Genomic DNA, 12,633 nt, shown 5'->3' on the forward strand with positions numbered 1-12,633 from the left:
GCGGTCCCGGCGGTCGCCGGCTCCGTCACCTCGGCACCTCCGAGACGTGCGCCGCGACGATCCGCCAGCCCCCGTGCCCGTCGAGTTCCGGGAACCGCACCCAGACCTGGGTCTGGCGGCCCTCGGTGGCGCCGTCCGGGTAGGTGAACAGCGTGCTGACCACCGCCGACGACGCCCCGGTCGCGAGCACCACGGTCCCGGAGAGCACGCGCCCGGGGGGGACGCCGGGGTTCGCCCGCCGCCATGCCGCGATCTCCTCGGCACCGTGCTGCCGGTCGGCCACGCCGTAGCGGACGCAGCGCGGGTCGGCCCAGAACAGCTCGGTCAGGATCGCGACGTCGCCGTCGCACAGCGCCACCTCGTAGCGGTCGAACACGGCCCGCACCTCGGCCACCACGGCGGGCAGGTCGATCCGGGACGCGGCGGGAGCGTCGGTGCCCGTGCCGGGGGTGCCCGCCGCGGGAGCGCGTGCCCCGGCCCCCGCGGCGGACGGACCGGGAAACCCGGGCAGCAGGCCGGTCACGCGGGCGCCGGGCGGGCCGGCCCGTCCGGACCGGCGTCGGCCGGGGCGGCCGCGGCCGGGGCCGGCTCGCCCTCGCGCGGAGCGGTGGGGACGCCCTCGCCGGGCTCGGCGCCGACGAGGTCCGCGGCGACCGGCTGGTCCTCGCGCACCCCGTCGCCCACCGGACCGCGCCGCCGCATGACCAGCCCGAACCCGGCCAGCAGCACCGCGGCGAACAGGTAGCCGAGTGCGATCTGCCCGCCGACGTTCCAGCCGACCTGCTCGGCGTGGATCAGTCCGACGAAGCCGAGGACCGCCCCGATCGCCGCGTAGGCCGCGGCGGCGAAGAAGTTCTTGTCGATGACGAACACGGTGATGGAGCCGAGCACCATCCCGGCGAGGATCGCGCCGCCCCCGAGCAGCGCGGTGCCGTGGTGGACGAGCCCGGCCCCGGTCAGCGCCTCCTCGCCGACCTGCTGCGCGCTCGTCCCGGCCGCCGAGAGGGCGTTGCTCATCAGCCCGGCCGCCCAGGACGCGATGTTCGGGATGATCGCGATGACCACGGCGACGGCGTGCCGCTTCGGGGTCTCCTGGAAGGCCTGCGCCCCGATCAGCAGCCCGATGTAGAGCAGGATCGGCACGATCGCCGGTGTCGGCAGCAGCGCGCCGAGCAGCGAGAACAGACCGAGGAAGCACATCAGCGCGATCACGACGCCCGATGCGAGCGAGTAGGTCGTCCGGCCGCCGGCGGCCTTCCAGCCCGGGTGCCCGATGTACACGGCGGGCGGGAACGGGCAGCCGAGGACCGACCCGACGACCGCGCCGGCGCCGTCCGCGGCGAGGATCGCGCGCAGGTCGTACTCGTCGCCCGCCACGGCCGCGGACTCGACGTTGGTCATGCCCTCGGTGAAGTTGTAGATGCCGAGCGGGATCGCCGTGGCGAGCAGCGGGGCGACGTCGGTGAGGCCCGCGCCGAGCCGGGCGAGGTCCGCCGTCGGCAGCGAGAGGGCGACGTCGCGGGCCGCGGCGACGACGTCGGGCGCCGACATGTAGCCGCCGATCCAGCCGATGGCGGAGCCGACCAGCAGCGCCGCGAGCCCGACGGGGATGTTCCCGGGCAGCTTCAGGTCGGTGAAGAAGCCGATCAGGATGATCATCATCACCGGCAGCGCGATCCAGAGCGCCTCGAACATCTGCGCGGCGGGGCGCATCGAGATGAACGCGATCGAGACGCCGGCGAGCGTGCCGAGCATTGCCGCCTGCGGTGTGTACCTGCGGATCCACGGCCCCACGAACGCGCCGAGCAGCACGATCACGCCGATGATGAACGACCAGGCGAGCCCGGCGGCCCACGCCGCCAGCGGATCCCGGGTCTGCAGGTAGATCGGGAGCATGATCACGAAGACGACGATGAACATGTGCGGCACGGACGGGCCGTACGGCATCGCGCAGACGTCGGTGCGGCCCTCGCGCCTCGCCAGCCGGCGGGCGAGGTAGGTGTAGTAGACGTTGCCGATCAACAGCTGGATGCCCAGGGCCGGCAGGATCACCCCGAACACGTCGGCGCCGGGGATGTTCACCACACCGAGGCACAGCCCGGACAGGGTCAGGACGTTGACCAGGGTGTTGAAGCCGAGGCCGAAGAAGGCGTTGGTGTCGCCGGACACCCACCAGGAGAGCTTCACCGGCTGTGGGGCTGCTTCGGTCGTGCTCATGCGACGGCCTCCCGGGTGAGGGCTTCGAGCAGGGCGGAGGAGGGCGCGACCCAGCCGAAGATCCCGCCCTGGGCGGCGATCATGGCCAGGCCCGCGGCCTGGAACTCGGGGAAGTAGGAGCCGACGCAGTCCGACAGCACGAGGCACTCGTAGCCGCGGTCGTTGGCCTCCCGGACGGTCGTGTGCACGCACACCTCGGTGGTCACGCCGGTGACGATCAGGCTGGTGACGCCCCTGTCCGCCAGCAGCGCGCCGAAGTCCGTGCCGTGGAATGAGCCCTTGCCCGGCTTGTCGACCACCGGCTCGCCGGGCAGCGGCGCCAGCTCGTCGACGATGTCGTGGCCGTACTCGCCGCGGACGAGGATGCGGCCCTTGGGCCCGGGATCGCCGATGCGCAGCGTCGGGTTGCCGCGGTGGAGCTTGGCGGGCGGGCAGTCGGACAGGTCCGGGACGTGCCCCTCCCGGGTGTGGATCACGGTCATGCCCAGCCGGCGTGCGGTGGTCAGGACCTCCTGGAGCGGAGGGATCACGGTCCGGAGCAGCGAGACGTCGTTGCCCAGCGTCTCGCCGAACCCGCCGGGTTCGCAGAAGTCCCGCTGCATGTCGATGATCACCAGCGCCGTGGTGGCGGGGTCGAAGGTGAAGGGGCCGGGATCGGCGGGGACGGTCAGGGTCATTCCGGGCTCCAGGTGGTCGCCTCGACGACGGCGTCGGCCGTGCCGACCGCGCCGAAGACCCCGCCCTGCATGGTCACCATGTGCAGGGCGGCGGCGTGGTTGGACGGGTCGGTGGCGCCGGTGCAGTCGGCGAGGATCAGGCACTCGTAGCCGCGGTCGTTCGCCTCGCGCATGGTCGTGTGCACGCAGACGTCGGTGGTGATGCCGGTGAGCAGGATGTGCGTGATCCCGTGCGTGCGGAGCACGAGATCGAGCCGCGTGGCGTAGAAGGCACCCTTGCCCGGCTTGTCGATCAGCACCTCGCCGGGGACCGGCGCGACCTCGGGGACGATCTCCCAGCCGGGCTCGCCGCGGACGAGGATCCGGCCCGCCGGCCCCTCGCTGCCGATCTCGGCGCCGATCTGCCTCGACCGCCAGCGCTTGTTCGCCGGGAGATCGGAGAGGTCCGGCGCGTGGCCCTCCCGGGTGTGGATCACGAGCATGCCGGTCTCACGGGCGTGCCGCAGGAGTCGCGCGGTGGGGCCGAGGCCGGCCCGGGTGAGCCCGATGTCGTAGCCCATCCGGTCGACGTAGCCGCCGGGGCCGCAGAAGTCGACCTGCCAGTCGATGCAGATCAGGGCGGTCCTCGACGCCGGCACCGCGCCGTCGTACGGCCAGGTGTAGGGCCGGGCGGCGACGGGCCCGAGCACGGCGGTCCGCGGCGGTGCGGTCGGTTCGGAACGTGCGTGCATGTCGGTCGTCACGAGACCTCCGGGATGGACGGGACAGGGGCGGGCACGAGCGGTGGGAGGAGCGCTCCGGCTGCGGCGAGCAGCCGGTCCTCGGAGAAGGCGGGGCCGACGAGCGTGACCCCGCAGGGGCGGCCGTCCGCCGTCGTCCCGGCGGGGACGGCGAGGGCGGCGAGGTCGAGCAGGTTCGTGAACTGCGTGTAGCGGCCGAGCACGAGGTTGGGGCCGACGGGCTCGGCCGCCAGGTCCGCGCGGGTGAAGGTGGTCGGGACGGTTGGCAGCAGCAGGAGGTCGGTGGCCGCGAACAGCCGGTCGGTCCAGGCCCTGAGCTCCTGCAACCGGTGCCGCGCACGGAAGACGTCGACGGCGGAGAAGGCCGCGCCCTGCTCGACGACCGCGCGGGTGACCGGCAGGACCTCCTCGGGGTGGGCGGCGAGGAAGTCCTCGAGGGCGGTGAGCCGCTCGGCCAACCACGGTCCGCCGTAGAGCAGGTCGCCGGCCTCGCGCAGCGGCTCCACACTCGTCCGGACGAACCCCGGGGCGCGGGCCACGGCCCGGTCCGCCGCCGCCTCGAAGGCCGCCCGCATGGCTGCGTCGCCCTCGAAGTCGAGGTCCTCGGGGAGCGCGAGGGTCAGGCCCGGCGGGAGGGAGGGGCCGGTGCGGGACCACGGGTCGTCGGGATCGGGGCCGGCGAGGACGCACAGCACGGCGGCGGCGTCGGCGACGTCCCGGGTGAAGACGCTGACGCAGTCCAGCGACCGGCAGGCCGGCACCACCCCGGACGCCCCGACGAGCCCGCGGGTCGGCTTGAGCCCGACCACACCGTTGAGCGCGGCGGGGACCCGCCCGGAGCCGGCGGTGTCCGTGCCCAGCGCGACCGGCACGATCCCGGCGGCGACCGCCACGGCGCTGCCCGAACTGGACCCACCGGAGATCAGGTCCCCGCCGAACACGCTCTCCGGGACGCCGTAGGGGGAGCGGCCGCCGTTGAGGCCGGTGGCGAACTGGTCGAGGTTCGTCTTCCCGACGACCACGGCGCCGGCCTCGCGCAACCGGCGCACGGCGCCGGCGTCGGCGGCCGGGGGGTAGGCGAAGGCCGGGCAGGCGGCGGTCGTGGGGAACCCGGCGACGTCGATGTTGTCCTTGATCGCGACCGGGATCCCGTACAGCGGGAGCGCCGCCGGATCGAGCCGCTCCAGCTCGGCGGCCCGCTCCCGCAGCTCCGCGGCCGGCGCGACACTGATCCACACGGCGTCCGCGCCCCGCGCGGCGATCCGCGCCAGCATGCCGTCGACGACCTCCCGGGGACGGAGCGTGCCTGCGCGGTACGCGGAACGGAGGCCGAGAACCCCGTCCGGGAGAGCCGCTGTCGCTATCTGCACTCGGTCGATTGTCGACAGTTTGATGTCGAGGCAAGGTGTCCCGTGTTACGGCTGTGTGAGGCCTCCGGCTCCCACGCAGTTCTGCGTATCGACGGACGGCGCAGGGGCCGCGTTGCATGCCGGGACCGCATCATGCCCGAGCCGTGCGAAGGAGCTGCACGATGAGCACTCCGACCACACCCAACCCGGCCACCACGCCCCCGGCCGCCCTCGACGAGCAGGCCCTCGAGGAGCTCCTCGGGCGCGTCGTCACCGACCTGGGCGGCGCCGTCATCGTGCCGCTCGTCCTGGTCGGGGACCGCCTCGGCCTCTTCACCCGGCTGCGGGAGGCCGAGCAGGCCACCGCGGCCGAGCTCGCCGACGCGGCCGGTGGGCTGACGGAACGCTACGTCCGCGAGTGGCTGCGGGCGATGGCCGCGGCCGGCTTCGTCGCGCACGTCTCCGGGGACGACCCGGCGACCGCGCGGTACCGGCTGACGCCCGAGCAGGCCGCGGCGTTCACCGAACCCGACAGTCCCGCCTAGGTGGTGGGCGGGTTCCAGAACATGACGGCGGCCGTCCGCGTGCTGGACCGGATCACCGAGGCCTTCCGAACCGGCTCCGGCAACCTTCGACGTCGCCATGGCGGGCGGTCTGTCGGGCGAGTACGACTTCGTCGCCTTCTTCGACTGCCTCCACGACCTGCCCGACCCGTTCGGCGCCCTGCGCGCGGCCCGCTCCGCCCTGGCCGACGACGGCACGGTGATGCTCGTCGAGCCCATGGCCTGCGTTCAACCTGGTCTACGAGCTGAAGCTCTGACGGACGCGTGCGCGGTGGGTGGTGCGGAGCACGCCGGCCGCGTACGCGCGGGTCAGCGCTCCAGTTCGGGTGTCAGGTAGGTCCGGGCGCCGTGGCTCGCGAGCGCGGTCAGCACCGCGTCGGCGTCGCCGGAGGTCACGGCCTCGTACAGGTGCCGGTGCCGGTGCGCGCCCTCGGCTGGGGAGCGCTGCGCGGCCTCCCGGCGCATGTTTGCGGCCATGTAGAGCTGCAGCTGCATGATCACCGGCTCGTAGACCCGCAGCAGGTGGCGGTGGCCGGCGAGGGCGACCAGGGCGAGGTGGAACTCGCGGTGCGCCTCGGCACGGTCGACGACGGTGTGGTCGACGGCGGCGCGGTCGCGGTGGTCGCCGTGGGGGTGGTCGCCGTGCTCGTCGGCACCGGCGGCCCGCTCGATCCGCTCGACCGCCCGCTCGAGCACGGCGAGCTTCTCCGGGTCGGGCCGGCCGCCGCCGCGCAACGCGGTGTCCACGGCGTAGCGCTCGAGGGCGTCCCGCAGCCCGAACAGCTCGGTCATGTCGCGCGCGGACAGCTCCGTGACCCGCACGCCGCGGCGAGGAAGGTGCTCGACGAGCCCCTGCTGGCCGAGCAGACGCAACGCCTCCCGCACCGGCGCCCGGCTGATCCCGAACCGGCGGGTGAGCTGCTCCTCCACGAGCCGCTCACCCGGGCCGATGGCCCCGCGCAGGATGTCGGCGCGGATCCGGTCGAGGGCGAGCTCGACCAGGCTCTGCGCGCCGAGCCCGTCGAGCGGGACCTCAGCGGTCACGGCGTTCTCCTGACGTGCGGGCGGTGGCGGGGTGTGCGGCCAAGCGTGTCACACGGGCCGTCAGGCGGCCGTCACACCGATCAGCATGCCCACGAGGTAGGTGGCGCCGGCGGCGATCGCGCCGAACATCAACTGGCGCAGCCCGCCGCCCCACCACGTCCGCACCGTGAAGCGGGAGGACAGGGCTCCGGCGACGAAGAGCCCGACCGCGCCGATGCCCAGCCCGAGCAGCAGTGAGGACGAGCCGAACAGGAACGACAGCAGCGGGATGATGCCGCCGATCGCGAAGCAGAGGAACGACGATCCCGCCGCGACCCAGGGCGAGGGCTTGTCGTCGATGCTCACCCCGAGCTCGTCGTTGACGTGCACGCGCAGCGCGATCTCCGGGTCCACGCTGACCTCCTCGGCGACCCGGCGGGCGGTCTCCTCGGACAGCCCGAGCTCGCGGTACCGCTCGACGAGCTCGGCCTGCTCGGCGCGGGGGTGCCGGGCGAGCTCGCGGCGCTCGACCTCCGCCTCGGCGTCGATCGCCTCGTTCTGGGTGCCGACGGAGGCGAACTCGCCGAGCGCCATCGAGAAGGCCCCCGCGACCAGGCCGGCCATCCCGGTGAGCACGATGGTCTGCCGGTCGGCCCCACCGCCGCCGACGCCGGCGATCAGCGCGATGTTCGTGACCAGCCCGTCCATCGCCCCGAAGGTCGCTGCGCGCAGCCAGCCGCCGGACACGTCGCGGTGCCGGTGGTCCTGCCGGTGCTCGGCCAGCTCGGCCTCGAAAGTCGGATCGCTCACGTCCGCCAGCGTAATCCGCCGACTCGCGGCGGCCGCGCGCCGAAACCACACTGGTCCGATGGGACGGGAACCGCTCTGGCTCTTCGCCGACCAGCTCGGCCCGCACGTGCACGGTACGGAGGAGATGCGCGACCGCGAGGTCGTGCTCGTCGAGTCCGGCCGCGCGCTGCGGCGGAAGCGGTTCCACCGGCAGAAGCTGCACCTCGTGCTGTCCGGGATGCGGCACCTGGCCGACGGGCTGGGCGGCCGCGCCCGGTACGTCCGGGCCGACACCTATCGCGAGGCCCTCGAACAGGTGGGCGAGCCGGTCGTCGTGCACGAGCCGACATCGTTCGCCGCGGCGCAGCTCGTCGAGCGGCTGCGCACGGACGGGCCGGTCGCCGACATCCTGCCCACGCCGACCTTCGCGCTGCCGCGCGCCGAGTTCGAGGAGTGGGCCGGCGACCGCGGCCGATTCCGGATGGAGGACTTCTACCGCGCCCAGCGGGAGCGGTTCGACGTGCTGATGGACGGCGACCAGCCCGTCGGCGGCCGGTGGAACGACGACGCGGAGAACCGCGAACCGCCGCCGAAGGGCGAGCGCACGCTCGGGGTGACGGGGCCGTGGCAGCCGAAGGAGGACCGGATCGACGACGAGGTCCGCCGCGAGCTCGACGAGGCCGGCTACCCGACCGTCGGGCGCGACGGGCCGCGGTGGTTCGCGATCACGCGCGACGAGGCGGTGAAGGCGCTGCGGCACTTCGTGCGACACCGGCTCGGCACGTTCGGCCCCTACGAGGACGCCATCCTCGAGCAGGACTGGGCGATGTCGCACTCCCTGCTGTCGGTGCCGATGAACCACGGCGTGCTGCACCCGCTCGAGGCCGTGCACGCCGCCGAGCAGGCCTACCGCGCGGGTGACGTCGACCTGCCGAGCGTCGAGGGGTTCGTCCGGCAGATCCTCGGCTGGCGCGAGTACGTCTGGCACCTCTACTGGCACTTCGGCACGGGCTACACCCGCCGCAACCACCTGCGGGCCCGCGCGCCGCTGCCCGAGTGGTGGGCCGAGCTGGACGCCGACGCCGTCACCGCGGCCCGCCTGCGCAGCGCGCTCGAGGGCGTGCGGGACCGCGGCTGGGTGCACCACATCCCGCGGCTGATGGTGCTCGGCAACCACGCCCTGCAGCGCGGGTACCGGCCGGCCGAGCTGAACGAGTGGTTCCGCACCGCGTTCGTCGACGGCTTCGAGTGGGTCATGCCGGCCAACGTCATCGGGATGAGCCAGCACGCCGACGGCGGGAAGATGGCGACCAAGCCGTACTCGTCCGGGGGCGCCTACATCGACCGGATGAGCGACCACTGCGGCGGTTGCGCCTTCGACCCGAAGAAGCGCCTCGGCGACGCCGCCTGCCCCTACACCGCCGGGTACCGGCAGTGGGTGCGCCGCCACCAGGGCCTGCTCGCCGACAACAACCGGACCGCGCGGGCGGTCGCGGGCATGACCCGGCTGAAGGACCTCGACGCCGTCCTCGAGCAGGAGTCCGCCCGCGAGCGCTTCTGAGAGTCGCTCACCCGGGTCTCAGGCGGCCCGGCTACCGTTCCCGGCGTGACGAGGGGCCGTGTACTGGACGGGATCGGCACGCTCGCGCGGTTGGGGCTGGCGGCCGTCTGGCTCGCCTCGGGGCTGATCAAGGCCCTCGACCCCGCGCAGACGTACGTGGCCGTCCGGGCCTACGACGTCCTGCCCCGGGAGGCCGTCGCGGTCGTCGCCGGGGTGCTGCCGTGGTTCGAGCTGGCGCTCGGCGTGCTGCTCCTGCTCGGCATCGGGACCCGAGCCGTCGCCGGGCTCTCGGCCGGGCTGTTGCTGGTGTTCATCGCCGGCGTGACCCAGGCCTGGGCGCGCGGGCTGACCATCGACTGTGGCTGCTTCGGCGGCGGTGGGGCGGTGGCGCCCGGGCAGACGCAGTACGTCCAGGAGATCCTGCGGGACACCGGGTTCCTCGTGCTCGCGGGGTGGCTGATCGTGCGGCCTCGCACATTGCTCGCCGCCGAGCGGCTCCTGCACGGGCGGGAGCGGGACCTCGTCACCACTGGTTCGGGTAGGGAAGGGAACTGACGTGGGCGGTGCGGATCGCAGCGACCGGAAGCGGCGCCAGGCCGCGGCCGAGGCGCGGCTGCGGGCGGCGGGGATCACCCCGAGGCGACGGGGGCTCGGCGGCAGCGGTCTCGTGCTGACGATCGTGGCGGTCGTCGTGATCGCGGCGATCGTCGTCGGGGTCGTCGTGACGATGAACGACAAGGCCGCCGACTCGGCCGCCGCGCCGACCTACCCGGTCGTCCGCACCGGCGCCGTGATCGCCGCCGGCCAGGCCTCGGCCCCGGTCACCGTGGACATCTACGAGGACTACCTCTGCCCCTACTGCGAGCGCTTCGAGACCGCGTACTCCGACGAGCTGACCACCGCGCTCAACGCCGGCCAGGTCAAGGTCAACTATCACACGATCTCGATCCTCGACCGTGCCAGCAACCCCCCGGGCTACTCGACCCGGGCCGCCAACGCGGCCATCTGCGCCGCCGACGCCGGCATCTTCCCGGCCTACCACGCCCAGCTCTACGCCGAGCAGCCCGCCGAGGGCAGCGCCGGCTTCACGACCGAGGAGCTGACAGCCAAGGGCACCGCCCTCGGCGCCGGTCCCGCCTTCGGTGAGTGCGTGGCCGCCCAGGTGAACACCGGCCTGATCGAGAACGCCACCAACACCGCGGCCGCCACCCCGGCGCTGCAGAGCAACGGCAAGTTCGGCACCCCGACCATCGCCGTCAACGGCACGAAGGTCGACGTCAACGACACGGACTGGCTGCAGAACGCCATCCGGTCCTGAGGACCCCCCGTGGGGACCCCCCTCGAACGGGTCCCCACGGGGTGTTGTAGTGTCTGCTCATCGCAAGGGGCTGTGGCGCAGCTGGTAGCGCACTTGACTGGCAGTCAAGGGGTCAGGGGTTCGAATCCCCTCAGCTCCACCCTTGAAGACCAGGCCGGATGAGTCTCCCGACTCTCCGGCCTGTCGCGTCGTGGAGCCATTCGTGGAGCATTCGGCCTTAGCGTCTGCTCATGCCCACGGCCAGCTCCCGTCGCCGAGTACGCCAACGCGGTGAGATCGAGACCCTCCCTAGCGGTTCGCTGCGTGTGCCGGTCACAGCCGGTCGGGACAAGGTGTCGAAGCGGCGCCACTACCTCACCGAGGTCATTCCTGCGGGCCCGCTCGCGGAGGACGAGGCGGAGAAGGCACTCCGTCGTCTGCTCGTGCAGGTCGACGAGAAGCTGAGCCCGCGAACGGCGGCGACCGTCGCCCAGCTACTGGAGAAGCACTTCGCCCTGCTGCAGGTCGAGCGCACGACCATGGTGACGTACCAGACCTCGCTCGCGCCGCGCCGTCCGGTGGCGCTGGTTGTCCCGTCATCCCATCGAACAGCCGATGACCCGGTTGGAGAAGGCGTCGCGCACCGAGGCGAGCCAGAGCACGCCCTCGCCGGTGACGATGCGTGCCCTGTCCCGAAGGCTGATCGATCAGTAGTAGCGGCGCCGCCGCCGTGGGCTGCCGCCTCCGCGTGCCGTGACACCGCCGCGCCTACGGTGCCCTCCGATCGTGGAGATGCGACCCGCTTGACTCGCGGCAAGAAATCTAATACAAATTCAACCCTAGGGTAGACAAACAACTTGGTTTGTCACCCTCGGCCCCAGAGTCGGGGCCGTGATCACGAGATCTGGATGGTGACGATGACCAAGGACGTTCGCACCGGGATCGGTATCTGGGCCTCCCGCTACCTGGACCCGCGGGGTGCCGCGGAGTACGCCAGGGCGCTGCAGGCTACCGGGCAGGTCGATCAGTTCGTGCTGTGGGACCAGATGACGAGCTGGTGGCCCAACAGCCTGTGGACGTCGGAGAACACCCCGCTGGCGGGGATGATCCCGGACATGGACTCGCTGCAGGATCCCTTCGCCACGGCGGCTTTCGCGCTGGCCGGGGTGGATCAGCTCGGGTTCGCGGTGTGCACGGACGCGACCCGTCGGGAGCCGCCCGAGCTCGCTCAGACGATGTTGACGCTGGCGATGGCGACCGAGGGTAGGGCTTCGCTGTGCCTGGGCGCCGGCGAGGTCCGCCACATCTCGCCGTTCGGGCGCAAACGATCGATGGGGTTGAAGCGACTGGACGAGACGTTCCAGATCCTCCGTCTACTGCTCAAGGGGCAGGGGCTGGTGGACTTCGAGGGCGAGCTGTGGAAGGTGCGTGACGCCTGGGTCGGCAACGCCGGTAAGGACCGTCGCCCCGAGGTGATTGCGATGGGCGGTGGGCCGAAGCTCACCGAGATGGCGCTGAAGTACGCCGACGGGTTCGGAACGGGGGCGCCATTCGTCTACGCGGACGCCGACCAGTACGGACAAGCGATCGACATGCATAGACGGACCCTCGGTGAACTTGGCCGGGATGCGGACGACTACACCTTCGCGCTCCACCACATCGTCTTCGTGCTGGACGAGAAGGACGACTTCGAACGGTACGTCGACAGCCCCCTGCTGAAGTGGTACGCCGCCACGGGTGGTCGGTTGAACATGGCGGACTGGGAGCCCGAGGGCATCGAACCGGTCATGCCGCTGGACTGGCACTACGCCCTCCACATGAAGCCGAACTCGATGTCGCTGGACGAGATCACCGCCATCGTTGATCAGGTGACGCCGGAGATGGTGCGCAAGACGTTCTTCCACGGCACGCCCAAGCAGATCGCCGCGAAGATCAAGCCCTACGTGCAGGCCGGCGCAGAGCTGAACCTGATCGCGGATCTGGCGCCGCTCCTGATCCCGACCGACCCGAAGGTGACGGTCGAAGCATCCGCCGAGATCTGTCGTCTCGTGAAGGCTGGCTGATCAGTCCTCGTTCGCCTGGGGGGAGGTCGGCATCCGGCTTCCCCCAGGGGGCGAGCGACAGGCCTCCCTCTGCAGACACTCTCGCGTCCGAGAATCACTGCAACGCTCGTGCTCGTCACCGGCACCGCCCTGGAGGAACATATGAGCGGGCTTCCCTCGCTCGTCTCGGTTGCGCCCGCCGAAGCCGCTCCGTCGGAGTCGGCGATCCGGCGTGCGCTGCGTCGGGTCCGGGACGGTGCGGTGCTCGACGTGATCGAGGCGGCGGTGTTGCTGGCCGCGCGCGGTGAGCAGCTCGACGCGTTGCTCGCCGCGGCGTCGACCGTGCGGGACGCGGGCCTGGTTGATGCCGGCCGC

General features: G+C 72.4%; 15 protein-coding genes and 1 tRNA gene. 9 read left to right on the plus strand and 7 right to left on the minus strand.

Annotated features, from left to right (window positions below; all coding sequences use genetic code 11):
• Positions 1-25 precede the first annotated feature (25 nt).
• The 5 genes from ACL02T_RS06435 to atzF are packed head-to-tail and all read right to left on the minus strand — an operon-like array spanning position 26 to position 5,004.
• Positions 26-523 carry an AtzH-like domain-containing protein gene (locus ACL02T_RS06435; protein WP_412829727.1) on the minus strand — a complete coding sequence of 166 codons (498 nt, stop codon included), beginning with the start codon at positions 521-523 and terminating at the stop codon, positions 26-28.
• On the minus strand, positions 520-2,217 hold the full coding sequence (locus ACL02T_RS06440; RefSeq protein ID WP_412829728.1) for a regulator: 1,698 nt from the start codon (positions 2,215-2,217) through the stop codon (positions 520-522). Before ACL02T_RS06440 ends, ACL02T_RS06435 begins: the two co-directional genes overlap by 4 nt.
• Positions 2,214-2,894, minus strand: coding sequence for a cysteine hydrolase family protein (locus ACL02T_RS06445; protein ID WP_412829729.1), 681 nt, complete (start codon positions 2,892-2,894; stop codon positions 2,214-2,216). Before ACL02T_RS06445 ends, ACL02T_RS06440 begins: the two co-directional genes overlap by 4 nt.
• Entirely contained in the window at positions 2,891-3,625 is a 735-nt protein-coding gene (gene biuH, locus ACL02T_RS06450) for a biuret amidohydrolase (protein WP_412829775.1), read from the minus strand. Before biuH ends, ACL02T_RS06445 begins: the two co-directional genes overlap by 4 nt.
• An 8-nt stretch (positions 3,626-3,633) precedes the next feature.
• Positions 3,634-5,004, minus strand: a complete 1,371-nt coding sequence (atzF, locus tag ACL02T_RS06455) for an allophanate hydrolase (RefSeq protein ID WP_412829730.1) — start codon at positions 5,002-5,004, stop codon at positions 3,634-3,636.
• Positions 5,005-5,165: 161 nt separating this feature from the next.
• On the opposite strand from atzF, the gene ACL02T_RS06460 reads away from it, so the two are divergent.
• Together ACL02T_RS06460 and ACL02T_RS06465 are read left to right on the plus strand one after the other, a co-directional pair.
• Positions 5,166-5,528, plus strand: a complete 363-nt coding sequence (locus ACL02T_RS06460; RefSeq protein WP_412829731.1) for a hypothetical protein — start codon at positions 5,166-5,168, stop codon at positions 5,526-5,528.
• 97 nt (positions 5,529-5,625) lie between these two features.
• A complete protein-coding gene (locus ACL02T_RS06465; RefSeq protein WP_412829732.1) occupies positions 5,626-5,883 on the plus strand; it encodes a methyltransferase domain-containing protein in 258 nt (85 codons plus the stop codon).
• Here ACL02T_RS06465 and ACL02T_RS06470 read toward each other — a convergent pair.
• Complete coding sequence (locus ACL02T_RS06470; RefSeq protein WP_412829733.1) at positions 5,856-6,590, minus strand: GntR family transcriptional regulator; 735 nt, start codon at positions 6,588-6,590, stop codon at positions 5,856-5,858. The genes ACL02T_RS06465 and ACL02T_RS06470 overlap by 28 nt on opposite strands.
• 60 nt (positions 6,591-6,650) lie before the next feature.
• A complete protein-coding gene (locus ACL02T_RS06475; protein WP_412829734.1) occupies positions 6,651-7,379 on the minus strand; it encodes a VIT1/CCC1 transporter family protein in 729 nt (242 codons plus the stop codon).
• Positions 7,380-7,437: 58 nt separating this feature from the next.
• Here ACL02T_RS06475 and ACL02T_RS06480 point away from each other — a divergent pair, with 58 nt between their 5' ends.
• The 7 genes from ACL02T_RS06480 to ACL02T_RS06510 form a co-directional block, all read left to right on the plus strand.
• Positions 7,438-8,919, plus strand: a complete 1,482-nt coding sequence (locus ACL02T_RS06480; RefSeq protein WP_412829735.1) for a cryptochrome/photolyase family protein — start codon at positions 7,438-7,440, stop codon at positions 8,917-8,919.
• A 45-nt stretch (positions 8,920-8,964) separates the two neighbouring features.
• The gene (locus ACL02T_RS06485; RefSeq protein ID WP_412829736.1) at positions 8,965-9,474 is read left to right on the plus strand and encodes a MauE/DoxX family redox-associated membrane protein; all 510 of its coding nucleotides are present in this window, start codon (positions 8,965-8,967) and stop codon (positions 9,472-9,474) included.
• A gap of 1 nt (position 9,475) precedes the next feature.
• Complete coding sequence (locus tag ACL02T_RS06490; protein ID WP_412829737.1) at positions 9,476-10,237, plus strand: DsbA family protein; 762 nt, start codon at positions 9,476-9,478, stop codon at positions 10,235-10,237.
• A gap of 66 nt (positions 10,238-10,303) precedes the next feature.
• A tRNA-Ala gene (locus ACL02T_RS06495) sits at positions 10,304-10,376 on the plus strand.
• Between the two features lie 91 nt (positions 10,377-10,467).
• On the plus strand, positions 10,468-11,064 hold the full coding sequence (locus tag ACL02T_RS06500; RefSeq protein ID WP_412829738.1) for a hypothetical protein: 597 nt from the start codon (positions 10,468-10,470) through the stop codon (positions 11,062-11,064).
• Between the two features lie 60 nt (positions 11,065-11,124).
• Entirely contained in the window at positions 11,125-12,279 is a 1,155-nt protein-coding gene (locus tag ACL02T_RS06505; protein WP_412829739.1) for an LLM class flavin-dependent oxidoreductase, read from the plus strand.
• Between the two features lie 108 nt (positions 12,280-12,387).
• On the plus strand, positions 12,388-12,633 hold a 246-nt coding region (locus ACL02T_RS06510; protein ID WP_412829740.1), incomplete at its 3' end, for a hypothetical protein.

The sequence above is a fragment of the Pseudonocardia oceanicola genome, from assembly GCF_047200735.1.
Classification (GTDB): domain Bacteria; phylum Actinomycetota; class Actinomycetes; order Mycobacteriales; family Pseudonocardiaceae; genus Pseudonocardia.